The 19,078-nt window shown below is 43.0% G+C and carries 15 protein-coding genes and 2 pseudogenes; 9 read left to right on the top strand and 8 right to left on the bottom strand.

The window, feature by feature from the left end:
- Positions 1-95: 95 nt before the first annotated feature.
- Complete coding sequence (fabI, locus tag IQ276_RS15750; RefSeq protein WP_190882372.1) at positions 96-872, bottom strand: enoyl-ACP reductase FabI; 777 nt, start codon at positions 870-872, stop codon at positions 96-98.
- A 381-nt stretch (positions 873-1,253) separates the two neighbouring features.
- Here fabI and ntcA point away from each other — a divergent pair, with 381 nt between their 5' ends.
- From ntcA to IQ276_RS15735, 3 genes are all read left to right on the top strand, one after another.
- Positions 1,254-1,925 (top strand): global nitrogen regulator NtcA, encoded by a 672-nt coding sequence (gene ntcA, locus IQ276_RS15745; RefSeq protein ID WP_138497567.1) that lies wholly within the window; start codon positions 1,254-1,256, stop codon positions 1,923-1,925.
- A gap of 168 nt (positions 1,926-2,093) precedes the next feature.
- Positions 2,094-3,584, top strand: coding sequence for a DUF3084 family protein (locus IQ276_RS15740; RefSeq protein ID WP_193913517.1), 1,491 nt, complete (start codon positions 2,094-2,096; stop codon positions 3,582-3,584).
- Between the two features lie 250 nt (positions 3,585-3,834).
- Positions 3,835-4,290, top strand: a complete 456-nt coding sequence (locus IQ276_RS15735; protein WP_193913515.1) for a pre-16S rRNA-processing nuclease YqgF — start codon at positions 3,835-3,837, stop codon at positions 4,288-4,290.
- Positions 4,291-4,354: 64 nt separating this feature from the next.
- Here the strand turns inward: IQ276_RS15735 and IQ276_RS15730 are convergent, their stop codons facing one another.
- Positions 4,355-4,618, bottom strand: a complete 264-nt coding sequence (locus IQ276_RS15730; protein WP_073643105.1) for a DUF3146 family protein — start codon at positions 4,616-4,618, stop codon at positions 4,355-4,357.
- A gap of 219 nt (positions 4,619-4,837) precedes the next feature.
- Between IQ276_RS15730 and IQ276_RS15725 the strand changes: the two genes are divergently transcribed.
- Both IQ276_RS15725 and IQ276_RS15720 read left to right on the top strand, forming a co-directional pair.
- A complete protein-coding gene (locus tag IQ276_RS15725) occupies positions 4,838-5,704 on the top strand; it encodes an aldo/keto reductase (protein WP_193913523.1) in 867 nt (288 codons plus the stop codon).
- 274 nt (positions 5,705-5,978) lie between these two features.
- Positions 5,979-6,596, top strand: a pseudogene (locus IQ276_RS15720) (EndoU domain-containing protein); the annotation flags it as partial.
- On the opposite strand, the pseudogene IQ276_RS15715 reads toward IQ276_RS15720, so the two are convergent.
- The 3 genes and pseudogenes from IQ276_RS15715 to IQ276_RS15705 form a co-directional block, all read right to left on the bottom strand.
- A pseudogene (locus IQ276_RS15715) lies at positions 6,587-7,087 on the bottom strand (Crp/Fnr family transcriptional regulator); the annotation flags it as partial. The pseudogenes IQ276_RS15720 and IQ276_RS15715 sit on opposite strands and share 10 nt — an antisense overlap.
- A 61-nt stretch (positions 7,088-7,148) precedes the next feature.
- Complete coding sequence (locus IQ276_RS15710) at positions 7,149-9,797, bottom strand: tetratricopeptide repeat protein (protein WP_193913511.1); 2,649 nt, start codon at positions 9,795-9,797, stop codon at positions 7,149-7,151.
- 159 nt (positions 9,798-9,956) lie between these two features.
- Positions 9,957-11,354, bottom strand: a complete 1,398-nt coding sequence (locus IQ276_RS15705) for an amidase (RefSeq protein ID WP_193913509.1) — start codon at positions 11,352-11,354, stop codon at positions 9,957-9,959.
- A 207-nt stretch (positions 11,355-11,561) separates the two neighbouring features.
- Between IQ276_RS15705 and IQ276_RS15700 the strand changes: the two genes are divergently transcribed.
- The gene (locus IQ276_RS15700; RefSeq protein WP_193913507.1) at positions 11,562-13,025 is read left to right on the top strand and encodes a hypothetical protein; all 1,464 of its coding nucleotides are present in this window, start codon (positions 11,562-11,564) and stop codon (positions 13,023-13,025) included.
- 765 nt (positions 13,026-13,790) lie between these two features.
- On the opposite strand, the gene IQ276_RS15695 is transcribed toward IQ276_RS15700, so the two are convergent.
- The gene (locus tag IQ276_RS15695; protein WP_193913505.1) at positions 13,791-15,074 is read right to left on the bottom strand and encodes an ankyrin repeat domain-containing protein; all 1,284 of its coding nucleotides are present in this window, start codon (positions 15,072-15,074) and stop codon (positions 13,791-13,793) included.
- Positions 15,075-15,300: 226 nt separating this feature from the next.
- Here IQ276_RS15695 and IQ276_RS15690 point away from each other — a divergent pair, with 226 nt between their 5' ends.
- Complete coding sequence (locus IQ276_RS15690) at positions 15,301-15,771, top strand: DUF4079 domain-containing protein (RefSeq protein ID WP_193913503.1); 471 nt, start codon at positions 15,301-15,303, stop codon at positions 15,769-15,771.
- Between the two features lie 145 nt (positions 15,772-15,916).
- Here the strand turns inward: IQ276_RS15690 and IQ276_RS15685 are convergent, their stop codons facing one another.
- A complete protein-coding gene (locus tag IQ276_RS15685; protein ID WP_193913501.1) occupies positions 15,917-16,600 on the bottom strand; it encodes a DUF1997 domain-containing protein in 684 nt (227 codons plus the stop codon).
- 179 nt (positions 16,601-16,779) lie between these two features.
- On the opposite strand from IQ276_RS15685, the gene IQ276_RS15680 reads away from it, so the two are divergent.
- A complete protein-coding gene (locus IQ276_RS15680) occupies positions 16,780-17,436 on the top strand; it encodes an SDR family oxidoreductase (protein ID WP_193913499.1) in 657 nt (218 codons plus the stop codon).
- A 230-nt stretch (positions 17,437-17,666) separates the two neighbouring features.
- On the opposite strand, the gene IQ276_RS15675 is transcribed toward IQ276_RS15680, so the two are convergent.
- Positions 17,667-18,101 carry a hypothetical protein gene (locus tag IQ276_RS15675; RefSeq protein WP_235115701.1) on the bottom strand — a complete coding sequence of 145 codons (435 nt, stop codon included), beginning with the start codon at positions 18,099-18,101 and terminating at the stop codon, positions 17,667-17,669.
- A 401-nt stretch (positions 18,102-18,502) separates the two neighbouring features.
- On the opposite strand from IQ276_RS15675, the gene IQ276_RS15670 reads away from it, so the two are divergent.
- Positions 18,503-19,066, top strand: a complete 564-nt coding sequence (locus tag IQ276_RS15670; RefSeq protein WP_193913497.1) for a Uma2 family endonuclease — start codon at positions 18,503-18,505, stop codon at positions 19,064-19,066.
- Positions 19,067-19,078 lie beyond the last annotated feature (12 nt).

Here is a 19,078-nt window from a genome sequence, read left to right as displayed (position 1 = left end):
GGAATGGGGAATGGGGAATGGAGAATAGGGACTGGGGACTGGGGATTAAGGACTGAATTTTTCCCAATACCCAGTACCCAATCCCCAGTCCCTAACTACATTCCCATAATTTCATATCCTGCATCTACATACAGAACTTGTCCGGTGATGCCGCTGGACAAATCACTACATAAAAAAGCCGCAGTGTTGCCCACTTCCAGCTGAGTGACTGTGCGTCGTAGGGGAGCTACTTGCTCTACATGATGAATCATATCCAATATTCCGCCCACCGCTGAAGATGCCAAAGTGCGGATGGGACCTGCGGATATGGCATTGACGCGGATATTTTGCGGTCCTAGTTCAGCAGCCAGGTAACGGACACTCATTTCTAATCCCGCTTTGGCAACTCCCATAACGTTATAGTTAGGGATTGCCTTGACACCGCCTAAATATGTCAGGGTGACGATACTACCTCCCTCTGTCATCAAGGGTTTAGCTGCACCACTTAATTGCACCAGCGAATAGGTACTAATCTCTAAAGCAGTTTTGAAGCCAGAACGAGAGGTTTGGCTAAAATCTCCGGTCAAATCCTCTTTGTTGGCAAAGGCAAGACAATGAATTAGGATGTCTAGCTTTCCCCACTTCTCGCGTACTGTTTCAAAGGTAGATTGAATTTGTTCGTCGTTTTGGACATTGCAGGGAAGAAATAAGCTGGGGTTGAGGGGTTGGACTAATTCGGCAACTTTTGTCTCCATTTTGCCGCGTTCATCCGGCAGATACGTAATTCCCAGATTAGCTCCTGCTTTGTGTAGTTGTTGGGCAATGCCCCAGGCGATGGAGCGATTATTGGCAATACCTGTAACCAAAGCATTTTTTCCGGTCAGATTCAGCATAGAAATTGTTAATGCGATCGATGATTAGGAGCATACTAGAATCTGAGGCACGTTTTGTCTTTGTTTTACACAGGATTTGCAAAAATGAATATTGGTGAGGGGGTTTGATGTCAGAAAATTCTTGATTCTTTCTAAAGATATTCTCAATTTATCTTTATTTGTTCTTCAAAAAACCTTTATTAATACATCTACTTGGAACAGTTTATCAACAATTTATAGCTGAATAGATCAACAATTATGTATCATTATAAACAAAGACTTAGGAAGCAATTAGTTGGAGTATAGGAAAGTACAGAAAGGTTGACGGTGCTTTATTGAATTTTCGGGTGTATTCTTAGGTAATTAGTTTTTGTTTTTCCGGCATTGGGTAGGGGAAGGGAGATGATCGTGGCACAAGATAAAGCCCTAGCAAATGTTTTTCGTCAGATGGCGACCGGGGCGTTTCCGCCAGTTGTGGAAACGTTTGAACGCAATAAAACGATCTTTTTTCCTGGCGATCCTGCCGAACGAGTTTATTTTCTTTTAAAAGGTGCTGTTAAACTTTCCAGGGTGTACGAGGCAGGAGAGGAAATAACGGTAGCGCTATTGCGGGAAAATAGTGTTTTTGGTGTATTGTCATTGCTGACAGGAAATAAATCGGATAGGTTTTACCATGCGGTTGCATTTACCCCTGTGGAATTACTGTCAGCACCAATTGAACAAGTCGAGCAAGCACTCAAGGAAAATCCAGAATTATCAATGTTAATGCTGCGGGGTCTGTCTTCGCGAATTTTACAGACAGAGATGATGATTGAAACTCTTGCTCACCGAGATATGGGTTCTAGGTTGGTGAGTTTTCTATTAATTCTTTGTCGTGATTTTGGAGTTCCCTGTGCTGATGGGATCACAATTGATTTGAAATTGTCTCATCAAGCGATCGCTGAAGCAATTGGTTCGACTCGTGTTACAGTTACTAGGCTACTAGGGGATTTGCGTGAAAAAAAGATGATTTCTATCCACAAGAAGAAGATTACTGTGCATAAACCCGTTACTTTAAGTCGCCAGTTCACATAAAAACAATTGGAGTTAGCGGAGTCGGCACCTGTTGTGTTTTTCAAGATCGCACTAATAGCTAAAGGAAAATCTAAAATTGAGTAATTTCAGCTATTGCCAACCTCCACTCCTCCACAGACAATGGCTAAAAGTAGTAGGCTGTATCTGGAAGGATTTCGGTAGCTAAACATGACCACCGGATACATCCTCATCGCAGCAATTTTAATTTTGGGAGGCGTAATTGCAACCGTGGGCGATCGCATCGGCACACGAGTTGGCAAAGCCCGCCTCTCACTTTTTAACCTCCGTCCGAAAAATACCGCTGTAGTAGTAACTATTTTTACTGGTGGTTTGATTTCAGCATCAACCTTAGGGATTTTATTCGCTGCCGATGATAAATTGCGGCAGGGAGTCTTTGAGTTAGAAGATATTCAAACAGACCTCAGGCAAAAGCGGGAACAGCTAAAAGTCGCAGAAACCCAGAAAAGTCAGGTAGAGACTGAGCTAAATCAAGCAAGAATTGCCCAAACAAAGGCACAACAAGACTTACAAGCAATTAATCAGTCCTTGCAGGCGGCGAATGCCAAGCAAAGGGAAACCCAAGCCCAACTCAACCGCACCATTCAGCAGCAAGCCCAAACCCAGACTCAACTTCAACGCACTCAAGGGCAACTAGATCGAGTTGTCAGTCAGTACCAAAAAGCCATAGCTGAACTGCAAAGCGTCTACAACCAGAGAAAAGAACTACAGGCAGCAGTTGAACTACTAAAAACAGAACGTCAACGACTATATGCTGAGGCGAAAAAAGCCATTGACGAAGCCAAAACAGCTATCGAAAAACGCGATCGCGAACTTGCCAACCGCCAACAAGGGATAGAAGCACGCGATCGCAAAATTGCCCAACTCGATCAATTGATTCAAGACCGTAATTTAGAAATTACGGCTAGAGAGCAAGTGATTGCTAAACGAGAATCTCGCCTCAAAGAATTGGAAGCACAACAGGAGCAGCTAGAACAGGAAGTTGCAAGGCTGGAAAAATATTATCAGTCCTACCAAGACCTGCGTCTAGGAAAACTAGCCTTATTTCGCGGTCAAGTTCTCGCCGCTGCTGTAATTCGTGTTACCCAACCTCCTGCGGCTCGTCAGGCGGTGGTACAACTTTTACAACAAGCCAATCGTAACGCCAACCTAGAATTAAGCGAGCCTGGTGCAAATTCTGCAAATGTAGAGCTTGTGCGCGTGACTCAAGAAAGGGTTGAGCAACTGAGCAAGCAAATTGGGGATGGTCGAGAATATGTTGTGCGAATTTTCTCAGCGGGTAATTATGTCAGGGGAGAAAAGCAAATAGAATTTTTTACCGACATAGCCCGCAATGAACTGGTTTTTTCTGGAGGCGCCCAGTTAGCCACAACTACTGCTGACCCCAAAACCATGACATCCTATCAGTTGCAGCAGCGATTAGAACTACTCATTTCTGCTTCCCAATTTCGTGCCCGTAATGCTGGAATTGTTGAAAATGTCCAAGTAGATGGCACTTTTCTGCGTTTTGTCACCCAACTAAGGCAGTACAATAGGGCATTGGAAATTAAAGCGATCGCCGCAGAGGACACTTATACAGCTGGCCCGTTGAGGGTGAAGCTAGTAGCAATAGTCAACGGACAAATTATTTTTAGCACTTAAAAAAGGAGTCAGAAGTCAGAAGTCAGAAGTCAGAATTCAGAAGTCAGAATTCAGGAGTCAGAATTCAGAAGTTAGAAGTCAGAATACAATTAGTGGGAGATGAGCGCGGAAAGTCACAACTCGGCGGCTGACGCCGTAGACGCTGGGAGGGCAGTTTGCCGTAGGCATCACAACTTTCCAAGACAGACTCGCCACGAATTGATTCTGATTCCTGAATTCACCAATTCTGAATTCTTATTTTTAACTACTTATGACTTTCCGGGAATTTTCACCGACACAGCCAGTGATTTTGGGCTTCGATCCAGGTCGAGATAAGTGTGGTTTAGCAGTGATGGGACTGGATCGGCAACTATATTATCATGAAGTCGTGCTGGCAAAAGAGGCGATCGCTACCATTGAGACACTGCGGCAAAGGTTTCCTGTCTCCTTAATGGTGATGGGCAACCAAACAACAGCCAAACAGTGGAAACAGCAACTATATCAACAATTATCAGAACCGCTAAATATCATTTTAGTAGATGAGCGCTACACAACCCTAGAAGCACGCGATCGCTATTGGCAAATGTATCCACCCAAAGGCTTCATAAAACTATTGCCAAAGGGTATGCGACAGCCTCCAAGACCGATAGATGACATTGTTGCCATTCTGTTAATCGAAAGATACTTAAATCGCCTCACTGAATCAACAGTGAGGAGTGAGGAGTGAAGAGTTAGGAATTAATATCTTCACAACTCATAACTCATAACTCATAACTCATAACTCATAACTCCTAGAGTTCCGCCCGAATAGTAAAAGCATAGTCTCCTCCAGGCTCTAGTTGATAATCTTGTTTCTCCAAAAATCGACCGAGGGGTTCTTTAATTAAGGCGCGACCTTGGGAGGGCTTGACGGCAAGTTCTCCCCTGCGAAAATGCCACTGGAAATGCCACTCAAACTCACCTGCACTCACTTCACCCTCAAGGAAGCCGTGTTGCCAGGATTGGCGGGTAATTTTGACATGGGCAATGGTTTCTGGCAGACGTTTGGCACTCACAATGCTTTATGTCAAGTGTGGAATAACAGCCAATTATGTAGGCTACTTATTTTATTTACCAAACATAGCTGAAATACACAAACTGGCAAAATAGGTATTTGTAGCTGAGGGGGTTGTATTAATCAGGCAAAAGACTTAAAAGTAGGGAACTTAGGGCGATCGCTAAAAAATTTTTGACTAGGTGCTTCATAATTGGGTCAGGAAGCTATGACTAAAAGCATGGAAACCAAACAGCTAGGAAAAACTGGTATCTTTGTGAGTGCGATCGGTTTGGGTGGTATGCCAATGTCAATCTATAATCGCCCTCCCGAATCGGAATCCATCCAAGTGATTCATCGGGCTTTAGATCTGGGTATTACATTTATTGACACTGCGGACTCTTACTGCAAAGATGAATCTGACAAGCATCACAACGAGCGGCTAATTTACAACGCACTTGCTAGTTACAAAGGCGATATCAGCCAAGTGATTGTCGCAACTAAAGGCGGTTTGATGCGTCCCGATGGTAATTGGACACGCAACGGTAACCCAGAACACTTGCGCCAAACAATTAGAGTTAGCTTTGAGGCTTTGGGTGGTACTAAACCCATTGATGTCTGGCAATACCATTCCCCCGATAATAATTACACCATTGAAGAATCCCTTGCACCAGTCAAAGAAGCAGTAGAAGCAGGTTTAATTCGGTTTGTCGGAGTTTCTAACTTCTCCGTTGAACAAATTAAGCGGGCGCAGGATATCGTGGATATCGTCTCAGTGCAGAATCAATACAGCCCTTGGGAACGACAGCCAGAAATTGACGGCGTGTTGGAGTATTGCCAACAGCAAGGATTGACTTTTTTACCCTGGAGTCCCTTTGGTGGTAGGCGTCGTCATCAGGACTTAGAAGATATTGCAGCGATCGCTCAGTTGGCTAAAGAAAAAGGCGTGTCAGTGTACAATATCGTTCTGGCGTGGTTGCGTTCCAAGTCGCCTGTTATTTTGCCAATTCCTGGGGCTAGCAAAATTTCCAGCATTGAAGATTCAGCACAAGCTATCAATGTGAAACTCTCTGATGAAGAAGTGCAAAAAATCGATCGGGCAACTTAATCATTATATGAGAATTCAGAATTCAGGAGCCAGAAGTCAGAATCTACAGCGTATTTCAAGTAAATGAAGTACGGGGTAGATAGCGATTTTGGTTTGGATGCAATACGCTGTAGGGGCGCACAGCTGTGCGCCCCTACGAACGGGCGTATTTTACCCAAGTGAGAAGCGCTATATAAACCAGGTTTATTAAAAAACCTGGGTTTTTTATAAAGTAGGCCATCCATCAAATTAAACTTGGCATAGCACTCTCATCCAAATCATTAAACTAAAATTTATGCAGCCAAGTTCTGTAACCAATAGGTTAAAGCAGATAGGGAAAGTACTTGCTGTTTTGCTACTGCTTTCCCCCTTTTACTTGCAAAATCCAGTAGACGCACAGCCACAGGAAAATACTAAACTTCTGCCATTTTTTGATAATGTAGATAACCCAGTTCCTGTTCGTTTTCCCCCAGGACAACAGGTAGATATCACACCACCGCCACCGCAGCTAAATTCTTTTGACAAAGCTGTATTAAAAATTTGTGGTTCTATTGGTACGAAAGTTAGCAGTAATAGTTTTAAACAATTGTTATCTTCTTACCCAGATGTTTTACAGAAACTTCAGCAAGCTAGTGGTGGTGAATTGCGTCCAGGACGTAGGAATAAAGCACAATTTCTGGAAGATTTAACTAATATTTGATTCAAACGTCGGGGTTTTGAGCATATATTTTGCGGCGAAATATATAACGCCAATGATATTGGTGGCTTACATTTTTACGGCAGATATTTACAGCTACAAAATGAGGGTATAGGGGGACGCTTACCAAATAATCAAGGGCGAGAGGAAGTTGTTCCTGGGGTGATTTATACAATGGGTGTAGTGATTAAACAGAAAAATCGTACAGTTCCAGATTCTCCAGCAAAATATTGAATTAATCTGGCAATACGAACAATAGCCCTTTCCGAAACTAATCCGTGGACTGTTTCATGCAATTGCTGAATCCTACTATTAAAAACCATCAGCATTCGTAATGCAATTTCGGGATTTTGCCCAATAGCTTTTAATAAAGCATCTCGCTCTACAGTTAGAATCTCACAATCAGATTCAGCAGTTACAGTTGCCGGAGAAATGCCATTTCCTAACAAAGCAGGAGCCGCAAAAATTTCTCCAGCAGCGAGGACGCGGAAAATCGTTTCTTTCCCTGTTGTTGCTGTTTTGCTAACTTGAATTAATCCACTAACGACAGCATACAGTTTTGCTGGTAAGCGATCGCCTTCATGCAGAATAATCTCTCCTTTGCGATAGCGTTGCACCTGAGTGTAGGGTTGGAAAGTTAGTGTGTCTGCTGTTTCTAAACCTACAAACACAGTAATTTGTGAAAGTTGTTCCAGGGATGCCTGCATAATTAGCTTTAGATTGCAAAAGCTGGACGATACCCAATCCAAGGTTTGATAGCATTTGCTATTAATCTGCCACTTGGACAAACCGCTGCCACAACTGTCGATAGATGGCTTCCAGAGCCTGGGTATGGGCAACAGCATCGCACAGAGCAGAAGCAGCTACTTGTTGTCGGAGATTGAACCGCAACTGGCTTAGTGTCGGCAGATCTGATGCCAAAGCTACTGCTTTAGCCACATATTCCTGGGGAGTGGAGGCAATCAACTCTGGTACGCCTACAGTGGTCAGCAAGCTAACTCCCACCCGGCTGACATGGGTCTGTCCAGCTAGGGTAATCACTGGAACACCCATCCATAGTGCCTCGCAAGTGGTGGTTGTACCGTGGTAGGGAAAGGGGTCGAGGGCAATGTCAATGTTGCCATAGAAAGCGAGGTGGTGATTGGAGTCTGGAATCATCCCAATTAACTTCACCCGATGGCTGTCAATACCGCAGTCGGCAAACAATGATAGATAGCGATCGCGGGTTGGTTGATCGTCGAACCAGCGAATCTTGAGGATGATCCGGGAATTCGGCACGGAGTCGAGAATTTGTGACCACAGGGCAATCACTTCTGGGGTGATTTTGGGCAAGTTGTTGAAGGAACCAAAGGTAATTCGCCCCATACTCTTGGCGGGTAAGTCCATCACTGGCGGGGCTGTGGGGGAGGGCTGATAACACAAAAAGCAGCGAGGTAGACGGATGAGTTCCTCGGTGTAATACTCATCTGTCAAACCGGGAGGATCAGCCCAGGTATCCGTGAGGCGGTAATTCATATTGGCTAAACCTGTGGTATTAGGATAGCCCAAATAAGTAACTTGAATGGGTGCGGGCTGGCGGACAAACATAGGCAGGCGGTTGCTACCGGTATGACCTGCCAAATCTACCAAGATGTCAATGTCATCAAATCGCACTAAATCAGCCAATTGGTCATCGTCCATGTTGTAAACATGCCGCCAGTTGTGGCACAACCCACGGAGGCGTTCGGTAACTGCATCTGGGTTAGGGACATTGGCATAGCAAAAAGTTTCTACTTGGCTAGGGTTGTGATGCCTAAGAATTGGCTCGAAAAAATAGGCAACTGAGTGTTGGCGGAAGTCTGGCGAGACGTAACCCACACGAAGAATTTTGGATTTTGGGTCGCACCTTTGGTGCGCTAGAAGCGCAACTTGGATTTTGGATTTGAAATTATTCAAACCTCTCCGTGTCTCCCCGTCCCCGCGTCCCCCCATCAGCTTTGTAACTTGCTGACCCCACTGGTGGTGGGCAGCGGCAAGTGTGGCAGGGCTGTAATCTGGCGAGTAATTGAGCGCATACAGCAGATTGGAGTTACCTGGGTGGTAGTCTGGGTCAATCCGTAGGGTTTCTTGGAAGCAGGCGATCGCTTCTGAAACTCTGCCTTGGTTATTTAGGGCAAGACCCTGGTTGAGGTAGGCAATGGCTAAATTCGGCTGAATCTCAATTGCCCGTAGACAACTATCTATTCCTGCACTCAATTGCCCATTTTGAATCAAGGCATAGCCGAGATTATTGTGGGCAATTGCGAGGTTGGAGTCAAGTTGCAATGCTTGCTGTAGGTGGGAGATTGCCTCAAAAAAGTGACCAATATTGTTGTAGAGAGTGCCCAGGTAGCAGTGGGCGATCGCTTGATTGGGGTGGCGTTTGAGGTGATCCTGCAACAAAGCGATCGCCTGGGAATATTTCCCCTGAGTTTGCAGAAGTAACAGCAGAGCCTCCAAAGGCTTTGCTTCATCGGGCTGAAGCTGCCAACATTGGCCGAGGTGGACTTCAGCAGCGGCAGTGTCGCCCTGTTTCTGTAGCAGTTTGCCCAGATGGAAGTGGGCTAGGCTTAGGTCACTTTTGAGAACCACAGCCTGTTTTAAAGCTTGCTCTGCCTCCTGGAAATTCTCCAAAGCCAGATACGCAACCGCCAGATTTAACAGGGCTTCGGCCCAGTCTGGTTGGAGTTGGAGTGCCTGTTGATAGGCTGCTGCGGCTGATTCGTGTTGCTCTTGGGCGGTGAGGGCGTTCCCCAAATTGTAATACCCTTGTGCCGAGTTAGGTTGCAGTTGCAGTGCTTGGCGATGGTGAGCCACGGCTGCCTCTAATTGACCGAGGGCTTTGAGGACATTCCCCAGGTTGGTGTAAGCTTGGGCGGAATCCGGCATCAGGGTAATCGCTTGTCGATAGCAGTCTACCGCCTGGATCAATTTTTCTTGTTCTTGGAGAACTTTTCCCAGCTTGAAGTGGGCAACACCCAAATTCGGTTTGAGCTGCACTGTCTGACTAAAAGCTGATTCTGCTGCCTCTAATTGCCTGCTTTCGTGGAGGGCATTGCCGAGATTGAACCAAGTTTCTGCACTTTCAGGTTTTAATGCTAACCCCTGGCGGTAGATAGCGATCGCTTCTTCGACTTGTCCCAAGCGTTTGAGCAGACTTCCCAAATTCGTCAGGGCATCTATATATTTGGGGTCAATGGCTAAGACTTGCCGATAGGCATTTAGGGCTTGATCAAACTGTTGCTGTTGGTGGTAGTTGACTGCTTGGGCAAATAACTGGTCAACATTGGGGGATTGCCGCCTGTTGGGGAGCTTCGGTTTTTTGGGGGATTGACTTCCAAATCCCTTGGGCGAAGAGATATGGCCATTGTCCGAATTTGGTTGGTGAATATTCTCCATCAATCTCGACTTTAATCACTTAGGGACTTCCAAGGAAAAAATATTCTATAGTAGGGTAGCACAGCTGTGCTACCCGAAAAATGTACAAATAATTTGGGATAATTTATTTTCTGGAAGTACCTGAATTAAAGTTCCGAAAAACAACTTGAGAATTTTGACTTATGTAGCCAAGGCTGGACGATGATGAATCCAAGGTTTAGCCGCTTCTATTTGTGCTGCTAGGCTGATGAGTGTGGCTTCAGCCGCCGGCTTGCCAATGAGTTGCACACTGATGGGTAAACCTTTACTATCAAATCCTACAGGAATGGCGATCGCTGGTTGTCCAGTTGCATTGGCAGGCGGACAAGGGGCAACCCATTGAATAATATTTTGGAATGTTTCTTCTGGACTCAGATTAGCCCATTCCCCAACACGGATAGGTGAATGTAAATAAACTGGCAATACCAGCACATCAACAGTATCAAAAAACGCCACAATTTGCCGTGCCACTACCTGCATTTGGGCAACTGCTTGCAGGTACTCAGCTACGGAACCTGTGCGGGCAAATAGCCAGCGGTTCACCGGTTGTAAGGCTTCAACAGGAAGTCCTGACGCAGCTATCCCAGCTTGCCAAACGATTTGAAATGGTTCAACTAAACCGCTGAAATCTGGAGATTTCTGTTCAACTTGATGACCGAGTTGTTCTAATAACTGGACTGTTTCTCGGACGCCTTGCTGACAGTTGGCGTCAGCTTCTCCCAAAGGAAAAATGCTAGTGTCAAAGGCAATTCGTAAAGCACCAAGTTTTGTTTCGCTGGCGGCGAGAAATGATGTTTCAGGATCTGGTAACCAGTAAGGATCGCCTGTGATGTAGCCAGATATGGCATCCAAAAGCGCAGCAGCATCAGCTACAGTCCGGGCGATCGGCCCGTTGACGGCAATTCCAGCCAAGCGTTCGCCTATGGGTGCTTTACTCACCCTACCCCGTGATGGTTTAAGTCCCACCAAACCACAACAAGCCGCAGGCCCCCGAATTGAACCGCCGCCATCAGAACCTTGGGCGATCGCACACAATCCGGCTGCTACCGCCGCCGCTGCACCACCACTAGAACCACCAGGAGTGTATTCTAAATTCCACGGATTTCTCGCTGCTGGAAAACCCGTAGGTTCACTGTAAGGAAATGAACCTAATTCCGAAGTGGCTGTTTTACCAAGAATAGTAAACCCGGCTTGTTTAATCCTCGTCACAACGCCATCATCATAGTTAGCGATATTGTTGATTAATGCCGGATTTCCATAAGTACAAGTAATGCCTGATACAGCATTCAGGTCTTTGATGGAAATCGGCACACCAAAAAATGGCGGTAGTTCTGAGGTAGTTGTCAGTAATTCTGTTTTGGCTTTGGCATCTGCGATCGCCATTTCTGCCGTAACTGTAAAATAACTTCCTAATTGGGGATTCAACTGCCCAATCCGTTCTAAATATATTTCTACCAACTCTAGCGGTGATACTTCCCGGCGACGGATTAATTGGGCTAACTCTAGTGCTGGGGTAAATGCTAAATCAACTTCATTCATACGTTAGTGAATAGGTAGCTTTGCCTGTCTTGGGATTTTTAAACTGAAATTGTTACTTTAGTAGGATTTCCGGGAACTATATATTCTATAGTTCCTGAAATTTGTCATTGATTTAGGATGCTTAGATGCAATGGGAGTGGTTATGCTCTTACTCCAGCCATTTTAATTGTTTCGCATATATTTTCGACAAATCCCTAAGGGGTATTTATGGCTAACCTAGAATTACTTGTTAATGAATTGCCAAAATTGATTCAGAATTTGAAGCTAACTATTGGCGATTCTCAGGAAATTATGCAACAAATTATCCTGATCAATAATGCTCAAGAAGAACTCAGGAATATTCAAAAATTAATTGTTCAGGAATTAAAGTTTGACAACATTAAAAATTCGGCGATCGCTACAGTTCATCGAACTAACACAGTACCTAATTTTTTAATACCTCATATTGGATTAGTAGAGCCAGCCCTAACAGCAAAATTTGGCAGAGAAACTAAACTTTCATTAAATGATTTACAAAAAAAAATTGATGCCTGGATTGAATGGGGTTATTTTTTGCAGGCATTAGCTGCTGACATTCTCAGTGATGTTCAGCTAGTTAATCAACTCAATTCTGACAGTCACCATGTCAGTTTACCCGCTAAATTTAAAGCAATTGCTGAAAATTTAAAGAGTAATTCAGTCTTTGGTAACTCTAAAAATTTAGAGTATCAAGTTCAAAAAATCAGCAATTCCCAAAAGGAATTATTACAACTACAACAAAAATTAAATTATATTTTTAACACTATCAAAACAAGTCATAGTTTCTTAACTATATTATTAGGTCTTTCTGCTTTTTGTGGTAAATCGGGATTTGCTTTAGAGTGGTTGGATGATGACCACGAATTAATTATATCAAGTGATGGTACAATTCAAGAATTAACAGATATTTTAAATGAATGTGATATTTTTCAAGAAAAAATTGCTACTTTAATCATTCAGGGTGACACTTTAAGAGAAGAGGCAGAACAAGCTATAAAAAACATTGAACAGCAAAGTACTAAAGAACTAACTGTTAGCAAAAAATTAGAAATATTCCCAAAAGTTTCGACACAAAAAATAGTACGTTCAGGTTTTATTATATTCTCAAGCTTATTAGTATTAGGTTTTGCTGGTTGGCAAATCCGAAACCAAAATCCCCAATTACAAAATCTAAGTTTGACTCCAGAAGAAAAAGCGATCGCTAATTTTAAATCTGCTCAAAAACTTGGCATGGAAGCTGCTTCCCTAGTTCAAAAGCCGCCACATTCTCTACAAGTTTGGCAACAAGCAGAAACTAAATGGTATCAAGCAATCAACTTGTTAAATAGCATTCCCAGTCAAACATCAGTTTCTGATAAAGCAAAGAATAAATTAACTCGTTATCGGATTAACTATAACGCTATCAGTCAAATAGTCTTAACTGAAAAAAAAGCACTCACTAACTTAAAATCAGCCCAAAAGCTAGCAATAGAAGCTACTTTCTTTGTACAAAATTCGTCTCATTCAGCAATCACTCGCCAGCAAGCAAAAGACAAATGGAAGCAAGCAATTAATTTATTAGAAGCTATTCCAGAAAATAGCTCTGTCTCTATACAAGCTAAAGAAACACTTCCTATTTATAAAACTAACTACGCCGCTATTAGATCAAGATAAATCAGAGACCATTTATAAAGTAACGCACCGCAATACAAAATGGTGCGTTAGGCGCAGTTCATATTTCTCGCGATCATTAATCTCAAAATATGCGCCTAACACAGCCTACAATAACTTTATTTTTACTTTATAAATAGCCTCTCACACAACGATACTATGAGAATATTCCTTTCCCAGTCCCTAGTTCCCAGTCCCCAGTCCCTTATTTAAATTGAGATACTCATCGAATTACTGACAATTGGGGATTGACTACAGTGATTCTACTAAATTTAATATTTTATTTATTTTCTCTGGGACTTTCCGTAACAATCGCCCAAATACTTGCAAATTAAGCTTTTTCGATGACTCGTTTGTGTTCAGCGTTTTATGTTATACATCAAAAATGATGTTTAGAATACTTTTCTCTTCAACTAAAAACTATATATTTTGCACATCTAGCACAGTAGGAAACGCCAAGGGGGAAACTGGGTAAAAGGTACAAGGTAAAAAGTACAAAGCAATAAGGTAAAGTTTTCTTCTTCATTTTTGCTCTCTTTCTATCCTTGTGGCGCAAGCATTTTCCCTGCTCCCTCTCGGCGTTTTAATTTTTCCTTCATCCGTTGCAGCAAGCTCACAACAGCTGTGACGGATTTTTGCTTTCTTTAGTTTCTGACGTTTCAACTTTGGTTCTTGTAAACCTTGTTGGTATTTAAGTAAATAACCTTAATTGAATGATTTGTCAATAGGTTTGTAAAAATATTTTATGAAAACAGAATAAAGACTCAATTATTCCTGCGCCCCAGCGTTTTGCAAACTGCGTACTATATCCTGATAACCATTAAATTCTGCAATCATTAAAGCTGTGTAACCCCCTCGGTTCGTCAAATTCACATCTGCCCCAGCTTGGACTAATAACTTCACAATCTCTGCATAACCCGCTGAAGCAGCCCACATCAATGCTGTTGCCCTTGCTGAGTCTTGAAAATTCACATCTGCCCCCTTTGCCAAGAGCATTTGTATCACCTCCGTGTGCTGGCGTTCGGTTGCTTTAATCAAAGCACTTTTGCCATCATCTGCTGGAATATTGGCATCAGCACCATAATCTAGCAACACTTTCACTGTTTGGGTGTGGCCATGTGATGCAGCCAGCGTCAAAGGTACTTCACCGAGGTTTTTTCCAGAAATATCTCCCCCACAACGCAGCAGTGCTTCCACAATTTGGCTGTGTCCCTGCAAGGCTGCTACTAGCAATGGCGTATCGCCCAGGTGGTTTCTAATTTGCACATCGGCACCTTTGTTAAGTAACACCTGCACCACATCAACGTAGCCTTCCACAACAGCAAGGTGTAAGGCAGTTTCACCATCTTGGTCTTGGAGATTAATCTCGGCATCTCGATCTAGTAAAGCAGATGCGATCGCACTGTGTCCCGCTGCTGCCGCCGCCGATAACGCAGTTCCACCACCAACGTTTTTCGCCTTTATATCAGCCCCCGCCGCCAGCAGTGCTTGGACAACCTCCAGATGTCCCAAATCTGCCGCTAACATTAACGGTGTCTCACCCTCCTCATCTGGAACATTGACATCTACACCAGTTTGGAGAATTGCTTTGATAACTTCTACGTGTCCGTGCTTAACTGCCAGCTTCAAAGCCGTATCATCATCTTTGTCGGCGATATCCACTCCTGCACCAGCAGCTAGTAAAACTCTTACTACATCCACATGACCTTTAACTACTGCTGCCATTAAAGCCGTGCTGCCATCTTCATTAGTGGCGTTGACATCAGCACCTCTGGATACTAAAAGTTGTACAATGTCAAGCTGTTTAGTGCTAGCTGCTAACATCAAAGCCGTCAAACTATAGAGTTTTCTTTTTAAATTGATATTTGCCCCAGCATCCAGCAGCGATCGCACAATTTCGGTGTAGCCTAGATTAGCAGCAAACATTAACGCCGTGGTGCCTTGGCGATCGCACGCATCCACCTTCGCACCATCAGCCAGTAGCGCACACAGCCCCTTAATATCCCCACTTTTAGCAGCCTTCAGCAGCAAAGTATCATTGTTTTCAGTCATGGATGAGATCCCACACACGGGAGTTTGATTCGTCTACCCTCAAAATTCAGCTTAAGCCAAAACAAGCCCAAGCGAGTGCCTCGACTTTCTGCTGAACCCCCAATCAATTGCATTCAGAATTCTGACTTCTGAATTCTGAATTCTGAATTCTGATTCTGCAACTTTAAGCACAGACAATAGAGTTATGCTAATTTTTATGAAGATTTAATAATTGGGCGAGGACACGATGAGTCTGGAACTTTCTCCGTCGGTGAAATATTGGCTGAACTTCTTTCATCCACTGATTATGTGGGCGCTATTGGCAGTCTCAATTTATGCTGCGTATTTAGGGTTGCAAGTACAGCGTACCAGAAATGCTCAGGGAGAAGAAAAGAAAGAACTGATTAAAGGTAGATATAACGTCAGACATTATCAAATCGGGTCTATACTCCTAGCTTTGATGGTGACAGGTGCAATTGGAGGGATGGCTGTCACTTACATCAACAATGGCAAGTTATTTGTAGGGCCTCACCTGCTAGCAGGATTGGGGATGACGGGTTTGATTGCATTTTCAGCGGCTTTGTCTCCCTATATGCAAAAAGGAGCAAATTGGGCGCGTGCAACTCACATTTTGTTGAATTTCACGCTTTTGGGACTTTTTGCTTGGCAGGCAGTGACTGGAGTGCAAATTATCCAAAGAATTCTCACTAAAGCATAGTCATTGGTCATTTGTCCTTTGTCATTGGTTTATGACAAGGGACAAAAAACTGTTAACTACCACCTTTAGATTTCTTGGATTTGTTTTAACTCTTGTGTGTGAAACAAATCCAAAATCCAAAATCCAAAATCCAAAATCAGTTGAGTCACCGCTTTTTCTTGGAGTTGACAGGAAAGGGTATTTGCAAAGTTTTATGAAAATCTTCTTGGACTTTGCGAGTTAAGCGGCGGGAGACTTGGCGGACGATTTGATTAAGTAAGCGATCGCCTGTAGATTGAACTAAAGACTTGGGTAATCGCTGAATAAACCTGGGAAAGTGTATATAAACTACTAAATCCAACTCCCATTCAACTCTGGTCACTTCGCCAATATCAGTAGAAACATCACTTGCGACGTTTTCTGTTAACTTGAGGGATGCTCGGTAATCTACGTCATAACCAGGCGGATGGTAATCAGGGATGGGAATTGTGCGGATGCGGTAAATACCTTCATCTGGAGGCAATAATTCCAAACCAATTTTTGGTTCTACTTCATAACCAAAAGAACCAAAACGACCAATTGTTAGAGCATAGCCATTTTCCCCCAACTGTTGCACCTTCATCGGTTCAGCGCAGCGCGAAAACCATGAATTGTGAGAATTGAGGTACTCAGCAACCTTTTCTGCTGGGGCAAACATTTCCATACAGTCTTGATAACGACCGTAAAATTTTGTTAGCGTCGCTACATTTGCTTGTGTTAATGTCTCGTTTGCTTCTTCTTGGCTGGACGCTACTGGTAAAACTGTTTCTGTTATTTCCAAGGATTGGTATTCGCCGTTTCTTAAAAGCATAAATGCATTACTGTATACTTTGGCGTTTGTCTATATTAATAATTCCCTGCCGACTTGGTTAGTTTCGCACAAATATCCTATTTTGACAGAAACCTCAATAATCTGCCATCGACTCCATAGAATTACTAAAATTAAGGAACTGAACAAGCACACAATAGTTTCCCAGGATAGCATTTCTCATGAAAGCATTTGTAGCAGGGGCAACAGGTGAAACAGGTCGCCGGATCGTGCAAGAATTGGTAGCGCGGAATATTCCTGTCATAGCTCTGGTGCGGGATATAGAAAAAGCTAGGGGTATTCTGTCTCCGGAGGCTGAATTGGTGCTAGGCGACGTGTTACAACCAGAAACTCTGACTGCTGCGTTGGGAGATAGCACAGTTGTGTTGGTTGCGACTGGCGCGAAACCTAGCTTTGACCCCACTGGCCCCTATAAAGTGGATTTTGAAGGTACGAAAAATTTAGTCGATGCTGCTAAGGCTAAGGGGATTGAGCATTTTGTCTTTGTTTCTTCTTTGTGTACTTCTTTGCTGTTCCATCCACTGAATTTGTTTTGGCTGATTTTGGTGTGGAAAAAGCAAGCTGAAGAATACATCCAGAAAAGTGGTCTTACTTATACGATTGTCCGGCCTGGTGGCTTAAAGAATGAAGATAATACCGACTCCATTGTGATGCAGGGTGCTGATACCCTGTTTGAGGGTAGCCTTCCTCGCCAAAAAGTCGCCCAAGTTTGCGTCGAGGCGCTGTCAGAACCAGCTGCACGCAATAAAGTTGTGGAGATTGTAGCAAAATCTGAAGCCGCGTCGAAAAGTTTTACAGAGCTATTTCAACAGTGCTAGGTTGAAAAAGGGAGGAGATAGAGACGCGATGAATCGCGTCTGTACAAGAGTAGGGGAGAAATTTAGAAATTAGAGTTAAAGCGATCGCTCTTTGGTGTAATGGCGATCGCTTATCATAATTACTACGGCGTAGCTGATAAATATACAGCGTATTTCAGGTAAATGAAGTAGGGGCACAACATGTTGTGCCCCTACCCCTGTACCTCACGCCTGTTGCAATCATCTGTAATTTAAACAAATTCAGGTTGTGATTTTTGGTTGAGTTGCAGATACTCAATAATCAATAAACGCAAGTAATCTAACATTTGCAAGTAGGCTTTGATTTGTCCGTATGCTTGAGGATTGGCAAAATAAAACTCAGCAATAACTGGAATCTCAAAGACTCGTAGATTTTGTAACTTATCAATAGCCTGTTGTTTATTTTCAATCCAACCTCGTATTTGAATTTGACTGGCGTAACCTCTGATATCTACTGTTAAAAGTTCTATTTCTTCTAAAATTGAAAATTCTTCTTCAGAAGTCAAATATAAAGTAGCAATTTCTTTGCGTTCTTGTTTAGTATTGCGGTAATCCTGGCTTAACTCTTCTAATAATTGAACAATATAATCTCTTTTAATTTCCGGGTTGTGAGTATTTAAAGCTGCTTCAGTCATCATTGAGTCCATAAGTAACGATTTTTTCTACTCCAAATTTATCAGCTCGTACAATTAAATATTCATTACCTTTGCGATAAACTGCTGAACCATCCGAGCGATATCCAGTTTTTGGAACCCTTACTGCTCTCTTCTTATTAAAGTTATCAGCTTTTCTTAAATATCTTAATGGGTCGAACTCTTTTCTCTGAAGATGGTCTAGAATACTTTGAGAAACACTGATATATGTAGAAGCATCCCAGCCAGCTAAGTATTGCTTGATTTCAGTAACTTCATCTTCAGTATATCCTTGACATAATTGTTCTAAAAATGGGTCTTGTGCTGGTTCATCCTACATTGATGTTGACTAAAATTGCTTCATTTAAGAGATTCAATTAGATAATACAAACTATTAAAAGACAGTAGAGGTAGCGATGTCTGTACAATTGCTAAGACGGAAATTTACAGTTGAACAATATCATAAAATGGTTGAGTCCGGGATTCTGACAGAGGATGACCGGGTGGAATTGATTAAGGGAGAAATTATTGAGATGTCGCCTATTGGGACAAAACATGCTGCTTGTGTAAATCGACTAGTTAATCTCTTAATTCAACTGTTGGGAAAACGCATTATACTTGCTTCTCAAAATCCGGTTGCGTTGAACAATAACTCAGAACCTCAGCCAGATGTGGCATTACTCAAACTCCGTGATGATTTCTACGCCACAGCACACCCCCAACCCCAGGATATTTTTTTATTAATTGAAGTGGCTGATTCGACTATTTTGTATGACCGGGAAGAGAAAATTCCTTTGTATGCACAAGCAAACATTATTGAAGTTTGGTTAGTAGATATTAACGAGGAAATTGTCGAAGTTTATCAACAACCAACAGCCGTAGGATATCAGCATCTGCAAAAGTTCGCTAGCGGTCAAAGTTTAACAATTCCAGGTTTCCCTGATGTCAGTATTACTGTTGATGAAATCTTTGGCAGATAAAATTACTTCTCT

Source organism: Desmonostoc muscorum LEGE 12446 (assembly GCF_015207005.2).
GTDB classification, from domain to species: domain Bacteria; phylum Cyanobacteriota; class Cyanobacteriia; order Cyanobacteriales; family Nostocaceae; genus Nostoc; species Nostoc muscorum.
This window is presented reverse-complemented; position numbering and strand designations above follow the sequence as displayed.

What these genes read in the sequence shown, in the direction of transcription:
- IQ276_RS15670 (WP_193913497.1), top strand. Translation starts at nt 18,503, where the DNA reads ATGTCTGTACAATTGCTAAGACGGAAATTTACAGTTGAACAATATCAT.
- IQ276_RS15685 (WP_193913501.1), bottom strand. Translation starts at nt 16,600, where the DNA reads ATGCTTTTAAGAAACGGCGAATACCAATCCTTGGAAATAACAGAAACA.
- IQ276_RS15705 (WP_193913509.1), bottom strand. Translation starts at nt 11,354, where the DNA reads ATGAATGAAGTTGATTTAGCATTTACCCCAGCACTAGAGTTAGCCCAA.
- IQ276_RS15700 (WP_193913507.1), top strand. Translation starts at nt 11,562, where the DNA reads ATGGCTAACCTAGAATTACTTGTTAATGAATTGCCAAAATTGATTCAG.
- IQ276_RS15690 (WP_193913503.1), top strand. Translation starts at nt 15,301, where the DNA reads ATGAGTCTGGAACTTTCTCCGTCGGTGAAATATTGGCTGAACTTCTTT.
- ntcA (WP_138497567.1), top strand. Translation starts at nt 1,254, where the DNA reads ATGATCGTGGCACAAGATAAAGCCCTAGCAAATGTTTTTCGTCAGATG.
- fabI (WP_190882372.1), bottom strand. Translation starts at nt 872, where the DNA reads ATGCTGAATCTGACCGGAAAAAATGCTTTGGTTACAGGTATTGCCAAT.
- IQ276_RS15710 (WP_193913511.1), bottom strand. Translation starts at nt 9,797, where the DNA reads ATGGAGAATATTCACCAACCAAATTCGGACAATGGCCATATCTCTTCG.
- IQ276_RS15695 (WP_193913505.1), bottom strand. Translation starts at nt 15,074, where the DNA reads ATGACTGAAAACAATGATACTTTGCTGCTGAAGGCTGCTAAAAGTGGG.
- IQ276_RS15725 (WP_193913523.1), top strand. Translation starts at nt 4,838, where the DNA reads ATGGAAACCAAACAGCTAGGAAAAACTGGTATCTTTGTGAGTGCGATC.
- IQ276_RS15735 (WP_193913515.1), top strand. Translation starts at nt 3,835, where the DNA reads ATGACTTTCCGGGAATTTTCACCGACACAGCCAGTGATTTTGGGCTTC.
- IQ276_RS15675 (WP_235115701.1), bottom strand. Translation starts at nt 18,101, where the DNA reads ATGGACTCAATGATGACTGAAGCAGCTTTAAATACTCACAACCCGGAA.
- IQ276_RS15740 (WP_193913517.1), top strand. Translation starts at nt 2,094, where the DNA reads ATGACCACCGGATACATCCTCATCGCAGCAATTTTAATTTTGGGAGGC.
- IQ276_RS15680 (WP_193913499.1), top strand. Translation starts at nt 16,780, where the DNA reads ATGAAAGCATTTGTAGCAGGGGCAACAGGTGAAACAGGTCGCCGGATC.